General features: G+C 45.9%; 16 protein-coding genes. 5 read left to right on the top strand and 11 right to left on the bottom strand.

Features of this window, described 5'->3' with window-relative positions:
- The 5 genes from Q7V21_RS08070 to Q7V21_RS08050 all read left to right on the top strand — a co-directional run.
- Positions 1–580, top strand: a 580-nt coding sequence (locus tag Q7V21_RS08070; RefSeq protein WP_304916798.1) for a squalene/phytoene synthase family protein, incomplete at its 5' end; no start/stop codon positions are given.
- A 1-nt stretch (position 581) separates the two neighbouring features.
- Complete coding sequence (hpnE, locus tag Q7V21_RS08065) at positions 582–1,865, top strand: hydroxysqualene dehydroxylase HpnE (RefSeq protein WP_304916797.1); 1,284 nt, start codon at positions 582–584, stop codon at positions 1,863–1,865.
- Between the two features lie 340 nt (positions 1,866–2,205).
- Positions 2,206–2,568, top strand: coding sequence for a hypothetical protein (locus Q7V21_RS08060; protein WP_304916796.1), 363 nt, complete (start codon positions 2,206–2,208; stop codon positions 2,566–2,568).
- 8 nt (positions 2,569–2,576) lie between these two features.
- A complete protein-coding gene (locus Q7V21_RS08055; RefSeq protein WP_304916799.1) occupies positions 2,577–3,338 on the top strand; it encodes an SDR family NAD(P)-dependent oxidoreductase in 762 nt (253 codons plus the stop codon).
- Positions 3,339–3,427: 89 nt separating this feature from the next.
- Complete coding sequence (locus Q7V21_RS08050; protein WP_304916795.1) at positions 3,428–4,354, top strand: GGDEF domain-containing protein; 927 nt, start codon at positions 3,428–3,430, stop codon at positions 4,352–4,354.
- Here Q7V21_RS08050 and rluB read toward each other — a convergent pair.
- The 11 genes from rluB to tkt all read right to left on the bottom strand — a co-directional run bounded on the left by rluB (position 4,351) and on the right by tkt (position 16,310).
- Positions 4,351–5,295, bottom strand: a complete 945-nt coding sequence (rluB, locus tag Q7V21_RS08045; RefSeq protein ID WP_304916794.1) for a 23S rRNA pseudouridine(2605) synthase RluB — start codon at positions 5,293–5,295, stop codon at positions 4,351–4,353. The two genes, Q7V21_RS08050 and rluB, sit on opposite strands and share 4 nt — an antisense overlap.
- Before the next feature lie 29 nt (positions 5,296–5,324).
- Positions 5,325–6,542, bottom strand: a complete 1,218-nt coding sequence (locus Q7V21_RS08040) for a tryptophan--tRNA ligase (protein ID WP_176718903.1) — start codon at positions 6,540–6,542, stop codon at positions 5,325–5,327.
- A gap of 35 nt (positions 6,543–6,577) precedes the next feature.
- Positions 6,578–7,258 (bottom strand): site-2 protease family protein, encoded by a 681-nt coding sequence (locus tag Q7V21_RS08035; protein ID WP_304916793.1) that lies wholly within the window; start codon positions 7,256–7,258, stop codon positions 6,578–6,580.
- Entirely contained in the window at positions 7,251–8,525 is a 1,275-nt protein-coding gene (gene serS / locus Q7V21_RS08030; protein WP_304916792.1) for a serine--tRNA ligase, read from the bottom strand. The genes Q7V21_RS08035 and serS overlap by 8 nt, the downstream gene beginning before the upstream one ends.
- 1 nt (position 8,526) lies before the next feature.
- Positions 8,527–8,817, bottom strand: a complete 291-nt coding sequence (locus Q7V21_RS08025; protein ID WP_304916791.1) for a DUF190 domain-containing protein — start codon at positions 8,815–8,817, stop codon at positions 8,527–8,529.
- Complete coding sequence (crcB, locus tag Q7V21_RS08020; RefSeq protein WP_304916790.1) at positions 8,814–9,188, bottom strand: fluoride efflux transporter CrcB; 375 nt, start codon at positions 9,186–9,188, stop codon at positions 8,814–8,816. Before crcB ends, Q7V21_RS08025 begins: the two co-directional genes overlap by 4 nt.
- Positions 9,189–9,274: 86 nt before the next feature.
- Entirely contained in the window at positions 9,275–10,345 is a 1,071-nt protein-coding gene (fba, locus tag Q7V21_RS08015) for a class II fructose-bisphosphate aldolase (RefSeq protein WP_304916789.1), read from the bottom strand.
- 24 nt (positions 10,346–10,369) lie between these two features.
- Complete coding sequence (gene pyk / locus Q7V21_RS08010) at positions 10,370–11,836, bottom strand: pyruvate kinase (protein WP_304916788.1); 1,467 nt, start codon at positions 11,834–11,836, stop codon at positions 10,370–10,372.
- A 16-nt stretch (positions 11,837–11,852) separates the two neighbouring features.
- The gene (locus Q7V21_RS08005; RefSeq protein ID WP_304916787.1) at positions 11,853–13,037 is read right to left on the bottom strand and encodes a phosphoglycerate kinase; all 1,185 of its coding nucleotides are present in this window, start codon (positions 13,035–13,037) and stop codon (positions 11,853–11,855) included.
- Positions 13,038–13,162: 125 nt separating this feature from the next.
- Positions 13,163–14,161, bottom strand: coding sequence for a type I glyceraldehyde-3-phosphate dehydrogenase (gene gap, locus Q7V21_RS08000; RefSeq protein ID WP_304916786.1), 999 nt, complete (start codon positions 14,159–14,161; stop codon positions 13,163–13,165).
- Positions 14,162–14,321: 160 nt separating this feature from the next.
- Entirely contained in the window at positions 14,322–16,310 is a 1,989-nt protein-coding gene (tkt, locus tag Q7V21_RS07995) for a transketolase (RefSeq protein WP_304916785.1), read from the bottom strand.
- Between the last annotated feature and the right edge of the window lies 1 nt (position 16,311).

Raw genomic sequence — 16,311 nt, 5'->3', positions numbered from 1 at the left:
TGAAGAATATTTCCACGAGATCATTGACGGCATGGAAATGGATTTAAGCCAACATCGTTATCCAGCCTATAAAAACCTAGCCTTATATTGTCACCGTGTTGCCAGTGTTGTCGGCCTGCTTTCAGCACAGATCTTCGGTTTTACCGATCGCAAGACCTTAAAGTTCGCCGAAAAACTGGGCCTTGCATTTCAACTGACCAATATCATTCGTGATGTTCGTGAAGATGCCGAACGTGGGCGGATTTATCTGCCATTAGACGAGATGCAGCAGTTTGGTGTCACGGAACAAAGTATTTTGGATTTGCAACAAACCGATGCGTTGACGGAATTGCTTCAATTCCAGACCCAACGCGCTGAACAGTTTTATCAGGAAGCCTTACAGCTGTTACCTGAACAAGATCGGCAGCATCAGTTTACTGCGCTGATTATGGCTGAAATCTACCGAACCACCTTGCAGGAAATTGCTCGAGATAATTTTCAGGTGATGAAACAGCGTATCTCTCTCACCCCCATCCGTAAATTATGGCTGGCCTGGTGCACCTTTAGACGTGAAAAAAAGCTCGCTAAAAGCTACAAATAACATGCAGCACATCATAATTGGTGGTGGTTGGAGTGGTCTTGCTGCTGCGGTTCGTCTAGCTGAAGCGGGTCAAAAGCCCATCGTTTTAGAAGCCGCTAAACAACTTGGTGGACGGGCGCGAACAGTCAAATGGCAGGGTATCGACATTGATAATGGCCAGCATTTGATGATCGGTGCTTATCAGAATATGTTGGATCTTCTCGATAGAATAGCCATCGATGAAAGCAGCGTTTTTCAACGCAAAGCATTGGATTTGCAAATCCTCGATCCGCACTTTGCACCACTACGGTTAGCTCTCCACCCGGCCATACCTTGGCCACTCGCAATATTACCGTCAATTTATTCCAGTCTGGGCTGGCAGGGGTTGATGAGCTTTTTGCGTTTAGCCCGTCAGTTTAGTGCAACATCCAAAACGCAGAACATAACGGTGGCTCAGTGGTGCCAGCAGACTGGGCAATCCCCACGACTCATTTCACAGTTATGGATTCCGTTATGTCTGGCGATCATGAATACGCCAATAGAACAGGCATCGGCCAGTGTTTTCGCAACAACGTTGAAAGACAGTCTGGCTTCAAATAGAAAAGCTGCCGACTTACTGATCCCGAAAAAACCTTTGGGTGAATTAATCCCCGAACCCGCTATGCAATTTATCTCCAGCCACGGTGGCGAAATCAGACTGCAAACCCGCGTTGAGAAAATTGTTATCGACAGCGGTAAAGTCGTTGGAATCGTAACCAGCACAGACGAATATATTGCTGCTGACAACGTTATTGTAGCCGTTTCACCCAACATTCTTTATAAACTTTTAGGTAAGCAGCTTAATCTTCCGAAAGTTACTGACTACCCAATAAGCACCGTCTATCTGCAATATTCATCAACATTTCGCCTGAAAGCCCCTATTATCGGTTTGAGCAATTCCCTGCCGCAGTGGGTATTCGACCGTTCCGATCAATCTCCCGGATTAATTGCCGTTGTTATTAGTGGCCCGGGCGAGCATGAATCCTTCACTAAACAGCAATTAGTTACCCAGGTCGTTTTAGAGCTAACAAAACTTTTACTCGAGTTACCTGACAAATATCTGGCGGTACATGTCATACGTGAAAAAAGAGCTACATTCTGTTGCGGAGTGGTTGAAAACAGCCAAAGACCCAGCTGCAAAACAGCCATCGAACGGTTATGGATCGCCGGAGACTATGCTGAAAATCCTTATCCAGCCACTTTGGAAAGTGCTGTAATGAATGGCTATCGCGCAGCAGAAAATATTTTAGTGGGAAATTTACCTTAGGGTTTATTTTTCTTTCATCCCCGCCTCTGTTGTGAGCTGAAAGAGCGCCAATCAAGGCACGAGAAGGGCAATTTAGTTATTCTAAACAAACGACGAGCAACGCGGAGCGGCGCTCTTTCAGTCACAACCCAATGGGCTGGGGCTATTTTTACCTCCGACAGCGTTGTCAATCGCTTATGTAGAACAGCTACACTGCGCGCTTTCCGCCTTACCGGACACAAAAATAGCCGCCAGCAGTGGTGGATATGAAAAATAAATAAGCCCTAACAACATGTCGATATACTTGTAATTGCTTGTTATACTCGCCAATTAGTCTATTTAAACCTAAAGAGGGGATGTCATGTTAAATCGTATGCGTTTAATTTTTACCGGTCTTTTTCTGAGCATGGCACTGATTGCCTGCAGTAATGAAAGCGATACCGCTGTTACCGATAGCGGCGAAACAGAGACTACTGCTCCTGCAACAGTTGAATCTGCACCTGAAGCAGCAGAAGCAACTGGTGACAGTGCAAATGCCATCCAAGCTGGTATGTCACGAGATGAACTTATCTCAGCTTACGGCGAACCTGATATTGCTCAAGAAAGAACCTTAGACCAAATGAACATGGAAACACTGGAATGGCACAATGATGATGCGTTAATCATTGCTCAATTGTTAGATGGTAAAGTCACCTACGGCCGTATCGTTCCAAAATCTGAATAAAGTCAGTGATGTTGTCCCAAGCTGAGCAATCTATTCTCAGCAATAAGGTTGTCCTGGTTACCGGTGCCCTTGGCGGCATCGGTAGCGAAGTTGCCATGGCTTACGCCAGACATGGTGCAACCATCATTTTGCTCGATAAAAACATTGCCCAGTTAGAAAAGCTGTACGACGTTATCCTGCAAGAAACTGGAATTGAACCAGCTATTTTTCCGGTGGATTTCAGAGGCGCAACTGCCGAGGATTACCAGCAACTTGCTCAAACCATCAAAGATACCTTTGGCCGGCTTGATGGCTTGGTTCATTGTGCAGCAGATGTCGGCCAGTTAGCTCCAATCGCCAATCAAGACATCAAACAGTGGACAGAAACCCTGCAAGTAAATCTGACGGCTACTTATTTACTGACTCACGCCTGTCTTCACTTATTGCAATCCACTGAGCAACAAAGCTTTATTATTTTCACCACGGACAGTCAACATGATAAAGCGTATCGCGGCGCTTATGGCCTTAGCAAAGCCGCTTTAGAATGTTTTTGCCACCAGTTATCTCTGGAAATGGAAGACGCTGGAAAAGTCCGGGTCAATTGTATCGATCCCGGTCAGGTAAAAACCAAATTGCATGCCAGAGTTTACCCTGCTGCTGACCCTCAACACTTGCCTGAACCCTGCGCTGTCATACCGGCATATCTTTACCTTGCCAGCGACCAAAGCGGCCACTTACACGGCCAATGTTTGAATGCACAGATGGAATTGCCTGTCAAAGTTTTGGCATAACAATATAACCCCTTGTATTAATTGAAGATTAAATCCATGGCATATTTTTAGCATGGTTATTGTAAATTTTCTTTTATACGAGCGTGTATATGATCCATTCATTGCCATCAGACACTACAAATTTGCGGCGACTTGAGCAAAATACGGTATCTGTCATTCAAGCAGGACCCGTTTCGGCTGAACGTGATGATGCTTTAGCCAAACTGCCATTAATTCTGCAGACATCGCTCGATACCAGACAGTTACTCAGATTGTTTGATGAGCAGATAAAACCTTTACTTGCCCACAGTGGTTTGCAATTTACTCACCCTGATAACAAGTTTGAGTTCAGAATGGGGAATAACCGCCACCATAAATGTAACTATCAACTTGAGATAGACCACGAGTACCTTGGGCAGTTAACCTTCAGCCGTGCCTATCGCTTTTCCGAAAGTGAAATCCGGTTGTTAGAGGATTTGCTTTGCAAACTTGTCTACCCGTTACGGAACAGCCTGCAATATGCCCGCGCCATAGATGCCGCATTAACAGATTCATTAACGCAACTTCCCAATCGACAAGCCTATAACAATACTATTGAACGTGAAATTGACCTGGCTCATCGTTTGAGATTGCCATTGTCGTTACTGATCATCGATATCGATTACTTTAAAAATATCAACGACAGTTTCGGTCATCAGGTCGGTGATGAAACGCTTTGTCGTGTTGCTGATACTTTATTAACGAGCTTAAGACGCAGTGATGCTTTATTTCGTATTGGTGGAGAAGAGTTCGCTATCGTGCTCAGCCATAGCCATCATGAAGCCGCTCTGCTTGCTGCAGAACGGCTTCGTAACGCTATTTATGAGTTAAACCAGAATAACAGCAATCAAAAATTCCCTATCACCATCAGTATCGGTCTGGCAGAGCTCTGTGTAGGCGAGTCAGCTGATAGTTTGTTTTCAAAAGCCGATGAAGCGTTATATCAGGCAAAATTTGCCGGTCGCAATCAGGTAGTTACATCCCGAGTGAATATTTAGCGGTCACCACGCCCACGAATACGTGGACCTCTTTTGTTTGGTGACGTGTCACTGCCAGCAGATCTTGGAGCAGTCTTTTTTGCCGCTTTTGCAGATTTATCTGGCCACTTTGTTGATTTTGTCGGTTTTTCTTTTTCGACCGGCACTTCTTTTTTAACCGGAATCTTTTCTGCCGGTGCTCCGCGTTTATTAGTAGCTTTAGCTTTTAAGCCCGCTTCTTCATAAAGGTATTCCAAATCTTTACCTTCCAACATCATCCAGCGGCCTGGTTTAAGTTTATTTGGCATGATGACCGGTCCGTAACGCAAACGCACCAAGCGACTCACCTGCACACCCTGACTTTCCCATAAACGTCTTACTTCACGGTTACGACCTTCCTGGATAACTACATGAAACCAGGTATTTGCACCTTCACCACCACCGGGCTGAATATCTGAAAAATGCGCTTTCCCATCTTCCAACTCAACACCATCGCGTAAGGTTTGCATCATTTCCGGAGTGACTTCACCCAAAACACGTACCGCATACTCACGGTCCATTTCATTGGAAGGATGCATTAACTGATTAGCCAGTTCACCATCCGTTGTCAGGATAATCAGACCACTGGTATTCAAATCAAGACGACCGACACTGACCCAACGACCTTCTTCTGGAACCGGTAAGGATTGGTAAATAGTTCTGCGACCTTCCGGATCATTACGGGTACACACTTCACCTACCGGCTTGTGATAAAGCAAAACCTGCGGCATAGCTTGCTGCCAGATCCTCTTGGAGGATAAAGGTCGGCCTTCTAGGGTTATACGATCTTTCTCAGAAATTTGATCACCCAGCGTGGCAGGCACACCATTCACCTGTAATTTGCCATCTTTGATCCAACTCTCGATCAATCGACGCGAACCATAACCGGCACGAGCCAGTACTTTTTGTATTCTTTCAGCCATAATTATTTTCCTTGGTCTATTTACTTGGGCTATTTATAAGCCAGACCCATTGCTGCACGAACTTCACTCAATGTTTCCTGAGCTACTTCTCTTGCTGCAGCACTGCCATCATCAATAATACGTCGTACATCTTCTGGATGCCGGCTGAAATCATCCGCTCGTTCACGGATAGGTTTGAGTTCGGCAATCACCGAATCAATAAGTGGACCTTTACAATCCAGACAACCGATCCCAGCCGTACGGCAGCCTTGTTGAACCCATTGTTTCTGATCTTCATCAGAATAAACTTCATGTAATTGCCACACAGGACATTTATCCGGCTCACCCGGATCGGTACGACGCACCCGATTGGGATCGGTTGGCATACGTTTAATTTTTTCGGCAACGGACTGATCCGATTCGCGTAACGAAATCGTGTTGCCATAGGATTTGGACATTTTCTGCCCATCCAGTCCTGGCATTTTTGAGGCCGGTGTTAACAGTGCTTTGGGTTCTGGCAAAATGACTTTACCGCCACCTTCCAGAAAACCAAACAGCCTTTCCATATCGCCAAGCGCCAGATTTTGCTGATTTTTCAATAACTCACGAGCAGTTTGTAAAGCTTCTGCATCGCCTTGCTCCTGATAGGCTTTACGCAAAGTGTTATATAACTTGGCGTTTTTCTTACCCATCTTTAAGACTGCCGCTTCAGCTTTCTCTTCAAAGTCTTTTTCACGGCCATAAATATGGTTAAACCGGCGGGCGACTTCGCGAGTCAGCTCGACATGCACGACCTGATCTTCACCGACCGGCACTTGGCCCGCACGATAAATCAAAATGTCTGCACTTTGCAGTAAGGGATAACCCAAAAAGCCATAGGTCGAGAGATCTTTTTCTTTAAGTTTTTCCTGCTGATCTTTGTAGGTTGGTACCCGTTCCAGCCAGGATAAAGGCGTGATCATCGATAACAATAAATGCAGTTCAGCGTGTTCAGGCACCCGAGATTGCAGAAACAATGATGCTGAGGAAGGTTCAATACCCGCCGCCAGCCAGTCGATAACCATTTCCCAGACACTGTCTTCAATCACCCGACTATCTTCATAGTGCGTGGTCAAGGCATGCCAATCAGCAACGAAAAAGAAACAATCAAATTCGTGTTGTAATTTAATCCAATTTTTCAGAACGCCATGATAATGCCCCAAATGCAATTGCCCTGTAGGGCGCATGCCTGAAACGATTCGACGTGACTGATACGCTACCGTGTCCAAAATAATCTCCTGATGAGCTGGCTCAATTCAGTGTTTTAAAGAATAAAAAATACCTGCATCGGCATATCAAAGATAAATGCCAGCAATCCCATATATGCCTGCATCATAGGCCATAAAATCATCATCACGATGCCAAAATAGAGTAATGCTAACAAGATAAAAAAGCCGTAAGGCTCTATCTTTTCAACTTTCCAGGCTAAATGCGGTGGCAAAATACTGACCAAAACCCTGCCACCATCCAGTGGAGGTAATGGCAACAGGTTCAATAACATCAGCATGCCATTGACTAATACACCTGCCACGCCCATGTAAATCATCGGTCCGGAAATCAGTACGTCATTCACCGCCAACAATAGCCCAATCTTGGTAACCATCGCCCATAAAAAGCCCATTACTAAATTGGCTCCAGGGCCGGCCAACGCGACCCAGGCCATATCTTTTTTAGGGTTTCTTAAATTCTGGAAAGTAACTGGTACGGGTTTGGCCCAGCCAAACATAAAGCCGGTAAACATCAACAGTAATCCGGGCACCAGAATGGTACCCAGAGGATCTATATGCTTGATCGGATTAAGTGTCAGACGCCCCATCATCTGAGCAGTTTTATCGCCCAGTTTTAACGCAGCCCAACCGTGAGCGACTTCATGCACGGTAATGGCAAACAATACGGGCAATGTCCAGATGATGATCTTCTGGATCAGCGTAAACTCATCACCCATGAAGTTTATCCACGCCGCCCATATAAGCGCGAAGTGGCTCAGGAATAATCACACTGCCATCAGCTTGCTGATGATTTTCCAATATGGCCAATAAGGTCCGACCAACGGCTAGACCAGATCCATTTAATGTATGAACCAATTCGGGCTTGCCGGTTTCAGGGTTACGCCAGCGCGCCTGCATGCGGCGTGCCTGGAAATCACCGAAGTTACTGCATGAAGAGATTTCGCGATAGGTATTCTGGCTCGGTAACCAGACTTCCAAATCATAGGTTTTGCTGGAGGCAAAGCCCATGTCGCCAGTGCAGAGCAGCATTTTACGATATGGTAAATCCAGCATTTGCAGGATTTTTTCAGCTTGTCCGGTCAATTGTTCGTGTGCTTCAGCAGAATTTTCTGGTGCAACAATCTGTACCAGCTCGACCTTTTCAAACTGATGCTGACGAATCAAACCGCGGACATCACGGCCATGTGAACCAGCTTCACTTCTAAAACATGGCGTATGCGCAACAAATTTCAATGGCAGCTGGGCAGCATCGACAATGCTGTCACGCACAATATTGGTTACCGGAACTTCAGCGGTTGGGATCAGATAAAGCTGACCATCATCAACTGCAAACAAATCTTCGGCAAACTTGGGCAGCTGTCCGGTTCCACGTAAAGAATCGGCATTGACCAGATAAGGCACATAAGTTTCAGTATAACCATGATCAGTTATGTGAATATCAAGCATCAATTGAATCAACGCTCGCTGCAGTCGGGCCAATTGTCCGGTTAAGGTGACAAACCGCGCTCCGGTTATCTTAGCAGCTGTTTCAAAGTCCATTTGCTGTAAACCGGCCCCCAGATCCACATGATCTTTAGGTTCAAAATCAAATTGTCTTGGTGTGCCCCAACGAGAAACTTCGACATTATCGGTTTCATCTTTTCCTGCCGGCACGTCATCCTGCGGAATATTCGGCAGGCCCATCGCCAGATCATTCAATTGTTCTAATACTTTGGCCAGTCTTGCTTCAGCAGCTTTATGTTGATCGCCTAGATCATCAATTTCCGCCAGCAATGGAGCGATATCCTCACCGGAAGCTTTCGCTTTACCAATCATTTTGGAACGAGCATTGCGCTCGGTTTGTAATGTCTGCGCATCCAGCTGTGCCTGACGGCGCTCAGCTTCCAGGGTTTCCAACAAACTTACATCCAGTTGAAAACCGCGACGAGCCAAACCTTTCGCCATTAACTGCGGTTCAGTTCGTAATAATTTGAGGTCTAACATGTTAAATTCCGCTTTGTACTGGCCAGCTGACAATATGATCAGCCTCCACCATAGTTTTTATTGTATTGATGATATCGTTTATTTGTTCTGGTTTATCAAAAAACTCGATAACCATTGGCAAATCTGATGACAGATCTAATAACGAAGCTTTATGCACCAGTCCGTCAGAACCCAAGCCGGCAATTCCCCGAAACACGGTAAAACGAATTTTATTCTGCTCCAGCCATTTAAGAACTTGACGTACTTCACTGCGTCCATCAGATAAATAGATTCTAACCAATGTCAGGTTCATAACTGTCTTCCCAAGCTTATACCTAACCAAGTTGCAGCAAGACACAACACCACACTTAAAAACACATTTAATCCCGCTTTAAGAAATGCACCATCTTCCAACAAACTAAAAGTTTCCAGAGAAAATGTTGAAAAAGTAGTAAAAGCACCAAGCAAGCCAACCATCAATCCCGCCCGCCACTCTGCTGCAACCGCCAATTTTTCAATCAACAGAATAAACAACACTCCGATAAGCAGAGAGCCTAAAACATTAACCGCCAATGTCCCATAAGGAAAATCACGGCCGAGCATTTTATAAACGCCGTTGGACATAAAAAAACGCAATAGAGCACCAGCAGCGCCGCCAACAGCGATAGCGAAAATTTGTAACACGGTATAAGCCCTGAAAAGACTAAGTGAGGTATTTTACCTGAATCGTGATAAAGACTGGCAGCGAATGTATCCCAAGCAAATCAACCTTAATTTAACTTGGGTGCCAACTCTCCACTGCGATAACGTTCCACCATGTCTTGCAATGAGATTGGTTTGATCTTACTGGCATGTCCAGCACTACCAAATGCTTCATAGCGTGCCTGACAAATTGCTTGCATCGCTTTGGTTGCTTCCTTGTAAAACTTACGCGGATCAAACACCGCAGCATTTTTTTCATCGGTCAAAAACTGGCGGATAGAACCGGTTGAAGCCATGCGCAAATCAGTATCAATATTCACCTTACGCACACCATATTTTATGCCTTCGACAATTTCTTCAACCGGTACACCATAGGTTTGACCAATATTACCGCCATGGGTATTGATGATTTCCAGCCAGTCTTGCGGCACAGAGCTGGAACCGTGCATCACAAAATGTGTAGTAGGTAAACGTTGTTGCAGAGTCTTCAAATGACTGATCGCCAAAACATCTCCGGTGGGAGGCTGAGTAAATTTGTAGGCACCATGACTGGTGCCAATCGCAACCGCCAATGCATCGACTTGGGTGAGTTTGACAAACTCCACCGCTTCATCGGGATCAGTTAACAGCTGACTATGATCCAGTTTTCCCTCAGCACCATGACCGTCTTCTTCACCCATCATGCCCGTTTCCAGTGATCCCAGACAGCCAAGCTCGCCTTCTACTGAAACCCCACAAGCATGGGCCATTTCACTGACTTTACGAGTGACGTTCACGTTATAGTCAAAATCGGAAGGTGTTTTCATGTCTTCCAGCAACGATCCATCCATCATCACCGAGCTGAAACCGGATTGAATAGAACGTGCACAGATAGCGGGATTGGCCCCATGATCCTGATGCATGACTAAAGGAATATGCGGATAAGCTTCAATTGCTGCCAGAATAAGATGTCTGAGAAACGGTTCCCCAGCATAGTCTCGCGCACCGGCACTGCCTTGCATAATCACCGGGCTATCAACAGCATCAGCAGCCTGCATAATGGCATGTACCTGTTCCATATTGCTGACATTGAATGCAGGTATGGCGAATTGGTACTCTGCTGCATAATCCAGTAATTGTCGCATTGAAACTAATGCCATTTGCTACTCTCCGGTTAAAGCGGTTTATTCAGTTTGATTTGCCTGGGTTCTCGGTTCCACCAGTTCGCCAACGCGTACAATTTTTATCGCATTGGTGCTGCCTTGAGCTTCGAGATCGCCTTTGGTGATGATTACTATATCACCATCGTTCACCACACCGCGCCGTTGCAATTCTTCAATGACTTCTTTGTTTAAGGCGGCATGATCAGTATGTTCCACAACAAAACTGACTGGATACACCCCACGATATAATGTCACCCTGCGTCTTGTTGCCACATGTGGCGTTAACGCAAAAATCGGGATACCTGAGCTGACGCGTGACATCCATAACGTTGATGAACCGGATTCAGTTAAAGCAGCAATCGCTTTAACATTAAGATGATTCGCTGTGTACATAGCCGCCATGGCGATGGCTTCATCTATCCGTTGAAATTCTGAATCCATCCGATGCCGTGAAACCCGTATTTCACGCTGCTGTTCTGCCTGCAGGCAGATACGATCCATAGCTTCGATTACTTTGACCGGAAAATGCCCAACCGCGGTTTCTCCGGACAGCATCACAGCATCAGTGCCATCCAATACCGCATTGGCGACATCGAAAACTTCAGCACGGGTTGGAATGGGGCTGAGAATCATCGACTCCATCATCTGGGTTGCCGTAATGGTCAGCTTGTTCATACGCCTGGCTTTGGCAATTAATTGTTTTTGAATGGGAGGCAATGCTGCATCCCCCATTTCGACACCCAAATCACCGCGGGCGACCATAAGGCCTTCTGAAGCTTCAATAATGGCATCAATATCATCTAGCGCTTCCGCGCGTTCGATTTTGGCAATAATGCCACCGTAACCACCAGCTTCTCGCAGTAAATGACGCGCCAAATGAATGTCATCGGCACATCGGGGAAAAGAGATGGCTAAATAGTCTGCCTGCATATCGGCAGCGGTTTGTATATCTGCCATATCTTTCGGGGTCAGGGCTGAAGCAGACAAACCGCCTCCCAGACGGTTGATCCCTTTGTTATCTGTCAGCATTCCGCCAACCGTCACACGGCAATGAATTTGCTGGTCAATGACCGAGTCAACCCACAAGACAATGCGGCCGTCATCAAGCAACAAGGTATCACCGCGTTTTACATCCTGAGGCAGAGCTTTATAGTCGACTCCAACTCGATTGTTGTCGCCGACATCATCCGCTAAGTCAGCATCGAGGATAAACATTTCATTTTCAACCAGTTTTACACCGGCATGCTTAAACCGCGCAATGCGAATTTTGGGCCCTTGCAAATCCACCAGCACACCGACTTGACGACCGAAGGCTCTGGCACGATTACGTACCCGTTCCGCCATCTCGATATGTGATTGAGCAGATCCATGCGAAAAATTTAGCCGGACTACATCCATACCGGCCGATATCATCGCGTCAAGAACAGCAGGATCTTTTGTCGCGGGGCCTAAGGTTGCAACAATTTTCGTTCTTCGACGGGCAGACATATTAAATACTCATTGATTACTCGCGGGCACGTTGCTCAAGAATGTCCACTGCTGGTAATTTGTTACCTTCAAGAAATTCCAGAAAAGCACCACCACCAGTAGAAATATAAGAAATATCATCACAAACTTTGTATTTCGACACTGCCGCTAAGGTGTCACCGCCACCTGCGATAGAAAACGCCTTGGATTCAGCGATTGCCATCGCTATTTCCTTGGTGCCTTCACTGAATTGGCTGAATTCAAACACACCCAGCGGTCCGTTCCATACTACCGTACCAGCGTTTTTAATAATTTCAACCAACTCTGCAGCAGATTTAGGACCGATATCAAAAATCATATCCTCGTCAGTCACCTTATCAACGGCTTTTAATTCTGCTTCGGCATTTTCCGCAAAAAATTTGCCGCAAACCACGTCTTTCGGTACCGGAATATTGCCACCCCGGCTAATGGCATCTGCAGACAACCTTTTACAGGTATCGATTAAGTCAGGTTCGTATAAAGATTTACCGACATTATGGCCAGCCGCGGCAATAAAGGTATTGGCAATCCCTCCTCCAACAATCAATTGATCGACTTTTTTCGACAGTGTTTCCAGCACGGTAAGCTTGGTAGAAACTTTGGAACCGCCGACGATGGCGACCAACGGTCGGGCTGGGTTATCCAGTGCTTTTGATAATGCATCCAATTCTGCTGACAGCAAAGGTCCTGCACAGGCAATACCCGCATATTTGGCAATACCGTGAGTAGAAGCATGTGCTCGATGCGCTGTACCAAAGGCATCCATTACAAAAACATCACACATTTTGGCCATACGTTTTGCCAGTGCATCATCATTGGCTTTTTCGCCGATATTGAAACGCACGTTTTCGCAGAGCACGACCTCACCCACTTCCACCGGAATAAATTCGGGCTCCAGCCAGTTTTGTTCCAGACGAACCGGCATTTCCAGTAAGGCAGAAAGAAAATTGGCAACAGGTGCTAATGAGTATTTATGCTCGTATTCACCTTCGGTCGGCCGTCCAAGGTGCGACATGATCATCACTTTTGCACCTTTCTCCAATGCCAGTTTAATGGTCTGCAACGAGGCGAGGATACGGGTGCCATCTGCCACAACGCCAGACTTGAGTGGAACATTCAAATCTTGCCTTATTAGCACGCGTTTTCCTGCCAAATCCAAATCGGCCATTTTTATTACTGACATAAAGTGTTGCCCTCTAGTAGGTAATTTTTGTGAACTAGTTCTGATTATAGCCTTCGCGTTGCATAAAAAAAGGCTTCCTTTGCAGGAAGCCTTGAATTAGCTTTTGAAAAGGCTAAAAAAAATGTTTATCCAGCTACATGCTCAACCAGACGCATCATATTGCAGGTATAGCCATATTCATTGTCATACCAGGCCACGACTTTGACAAAGGTGCTATCCAAAGCGATTCCGGCTCCCGCATCAAAGTTTGATGGTGCAGTATGGCCACGGAAATCGGTAGATACTACATTCTCTTCGGTATAGCCCAACACGCCTTTCAATTCACCTTCTGCAGCGGTTTTCATGGCTGCGCAAATTGCTTCGTAACTGGCTTCGTTATTCAATTCAACGGTCAAATCAACCACTGATACATCAGATGTGGGTACGCGAAATGCCATACCTGTCAATTTGCCATTTAATTCAGGTAGCACCTTACCGACTGCTTTTGCTGCACCGGTAGATGAAGGGATAATATTTTCGAGAATACCGCGACCACCGCGCCAGTCTTTCATGGACGGTCCATCAACGGTTTTTTGTGTAGCTGTTGCGGCATGTACCGTAGTCATCAGACCACGCTTGATACCAAAGCTGTCATGCAGCACTTTGGCAACCGGTGCCAATGCATTGGTGGTACAGGAAGCGGCTGAAACAATCGCTTCACCCGCATAAGATTGATGGTTCACCCCATAGACAAACATTGGTGTGTGATCTTTGGAAGGTGCAGACTGCACTACTTTTTTAGCGCCGGCATCAATATGCGCCTGGCATGATTCTTCGGTCAGGAAAAAACCGGTGCATTCGATAATCAAATCTGCGCCAACTTCATCCCATTTCAAATCAGCAGGATTACGTTCAGCAGTAACACGAATGGTCTTACCATTCACCACCAGATGTCCGTCTTTGACATCGACGTCACCATCAAAGCGGCCGTGAACAGAGTCATACTTGAGCATATATGCCAGATACTCCGGATCCAGCAAATCGTTAATTGCCACAATTTCTATCTCAGGAAAATCTTTTGCTGCAGCGCGAAATGCCATGCGACCGATACGACCAAAACCATTAATACCTACTTTGATAGCCATTCTATTTCCTTTGAATCATTTTGATATTGTGTCTCAGAACTGAAATCTTAATTAAAACTGCAGTTATCAGACAAACAGACGATTAAATTATTTAGAAAAATGGCCAGTAGATGGATATCTACCGGCCATTTCCTTTTAGCTCGCTAAAAACAGCTCTTTATTACAGAACTGATTTAACAGTTTTAACTACGTTTTCGACTGTAAAGCCGAAGTGTTTCATCAAAACACCACCTGGCGCTGATTCACCGAAGGTATCGATACCAACAGTGCCACCTTCCAGACCAACATATTTACGCCAGAAGTCCGTTACACCGGCTTCAACAGAAACACGTTTTACGCCAGGAGTCAGGATGCTGTCTTTGTAAGCTTGATCTTGACGATCAAAGACGTTGGTTGAAGGCATAGAAACAACGCGAGCGTTGATACCTTCTTCTGCCAATGCTTCCTGAGCTTTAGCAGCCAGATCAACTTCTGAACCAGTTGCAATCAGGATCACATCCGCTTTGCCGCCTTTCGCTTCAGACAGAACGTAAGCACCTTTACGGATAGCATCAAAGTCAGACGCTTCATGTTTACGGCCTGGGATACCTTGACGGCTCAGAACCAAGCTAGTCGGGCCATCCATGCGCTCAACAGCACATGTCCAGGCTACCGCAACTTCAACTGAATCCGCAGGACGCCATACATCCATATTTGGAATGTAACGCAGACCAGCAGTGTTTTCGATTGGTTGGTGAGTAGGACCATCTTCACCCTGACCGATTGAGTCATGTGTCAACACAGCGATAGTGCGTTGTTTCATCAACGCAGCCATACGCAGAGCTGATTTTGCATAGTCAGAGAACATGTGGAAGGTACCGCCGAATGGCAGCAAACCACCATGCAATGCCATACCATTCATGATCGCGTACATACCGAATTCACGAACACCGTATGAAATGTAGTTGCCTGGCTCTTTACCAGAAACATGTTTGAAGCTTGAGCAGCTTGTCAGGTTTGAACCAGTCAAGTCAGCTGAACCACCCAGGAATTCAGGCAGAACCGGTGCCAAAGCAGCGATCGCTTTTTGTGAAGCTTGACGTGAAGCCAGGCTTTCCGCTTTTTCATTGGTTTCTGCAATGAAAGCATCAGTAGCTTGTTTCCAGTTAGCAGGTAATTCACCGGCCATACGGCGTTTGAATTCAGCAGCCAATTCTGGATATTCTTTTTCATAAGCTGCAAATTTTTCATTCCATGCAGCTTCTGCAGCATCGCCTTTATCTTTTGCGTTCCAGCCAGCATAAACATCTTCTGGAATAACAAATGGTTCGTATTCCCAACCCAATTCTTTACGAGTCAGTGCAACTTCTTCTTCACCCAAAGCTGCGCCATGGCAATCATGGCTTGCAGATTTGTTTGGTGAACCGAAACCGATAATGGTTTTACAACAGATCAAAGACGGTCTATCAGTGACTTTTTTCGCTTCTACAATCGCTTTGTTGATTGCATCAGCATCGTGACCATCAACAGATTGAACGTGCCAGCCGTAAGCTTCAAAACGCTTGACCGTATCATCGGTGTACCAGCCATCAATATGACCGTCGATAGAGATGTTGTTGTCATCCCAGAATGCAATCAGGTTACCGAGGCCCCAAGTACCAGCCAAAGCACAGGCTTCATGAGAAACACCTTCCATCAAACAGCCATCGCCCATAAAGACGTAGGTGTGGTGGTTAACGATGTCATGACCTGGCTTGTTGAATTGGTCAGCCATCAGTTTTTCAGCCATCGCAAAACCAACACCGTTGGTAATACCTTGACCTAATGGACCAGTTGTCGTTTCTACACCTGGCGCATAACCATATTCAGGGTGACCCGCACATTGTGAATGCAGTTGACGGAATGTTTTCAGGGAATCCATCGGCAAATCATAGCCGCTCAAATGCAGCAATGAATAAATCAGCATAGAGCCGTGGCCATTAGACAAAATGAAACGATCACGATCAGCCCATTTCGGGTTGTTCGGGTTGTGTTTCATGTGGTCATTCCACAATACTTCAGCGATATCCGCCATACCCATAGGGGCACCCGGATGGCCGGAATTCGCTTTTTGCACTGCATCCATACTTAACGCACGGATTGCATTTGCTAAATGTCTACGTGTAGCCATT

Source organism: Methylophaga sp. (assembly GCF_030651745.1).
Note: the sequence above shows the minus strand (reverse complement) of the source record. Positions and strands in the feature narration are given on the sequence as shown.

Bases quoted from the DNA above. Each gene is read 5' to 3' on its own strand.
- Q7V21_RS08050 (WP_304916795.1), top strand. From the start codon at position 3,428: ATGATCCATTCATTGCCATCAGACACTACAAATTTGCGGCGACTTGAG.
- gap (WP_304916786.1), bottom strand. From the start codon at position 14,161: ATGGCTATCAAAGTAGGTATTAATGGTTTTGGTCGTATCGGTCGCATG.
- tkt (WP_304916785.1), bottom strand. From the start codon at position 16,310: ATGGCTACACGTAGACATTTAGCAAATGCAATCCGTGCGTTAAGTATG.
- pyk (WP_304916788.1), bottom strand. From the start codon at position 11,836: ATGTCTGCCCGTCGAAGAACGAAAATTGTTGCAACCTTAGGCCCCGCG.
- hpnE (WP_304916797.1), top strand. From the start codon at position 582: ATGCAGCACATCATAATTGGTGGTGGTTGGAGTGGTCTTGCTGCTGCG.
- Q7V21_RS08055 (WP_304916799.1), top strand. From the start codon at position 2,577: ATGTTGTCCCAAGCTGAGCAATCTATTCTCAGCAATAAGGTTGTCCTG.
- Q7V21_RS08060 (WP_304916796.1), top strand. From the start codon at position 2,206: ATGTTAAATCGTATGCGTTTAATTTTTACCGGTCTTTTTCTGAGCATG.
- fba (WP_304916789.1), bottom strand. From the start codon at position 10,345: ATGGCATTAGTTTCAATGCGACAATTACTGGATTATGCAGCAGAGTAC.
- Q7V21_RS08035 (WP_304916793.1), bottom strand. From the start codon at position 7,258: ATGGGTGATGAGTTTACGCTGATCCAGAAGATCATCATCTGGACATTG.
- serS (WP_304916792.1), bottom strand. From the start codon at position 8,525: ATGTTAGACCTCAAATTATTACGAACTGAACCGCAGTTAATGGCGAAA.
- Q7V21_RS08025 (WP_304916791.1), bottom strand. From the start codon at position 8,817: ATGAACCTGACATTGGTTAGAATCTATTTATCTGATGGACGCAGTGAA.
- Q7V21_RS08005 (WP_304916787.1), bottom strand. From the start codon at position 13,037: ATGTCAGTAATAAAAATGGCCGATTTGGATTTGGCAGGAAAACGCGTG.
- rluB (WP_304916794.1), bottom strand. From the start codon at position 5,295: ATGGCTGAAAGAATACAAAAAGTACTGGCTCGTGCCGGTTATGGTTCG.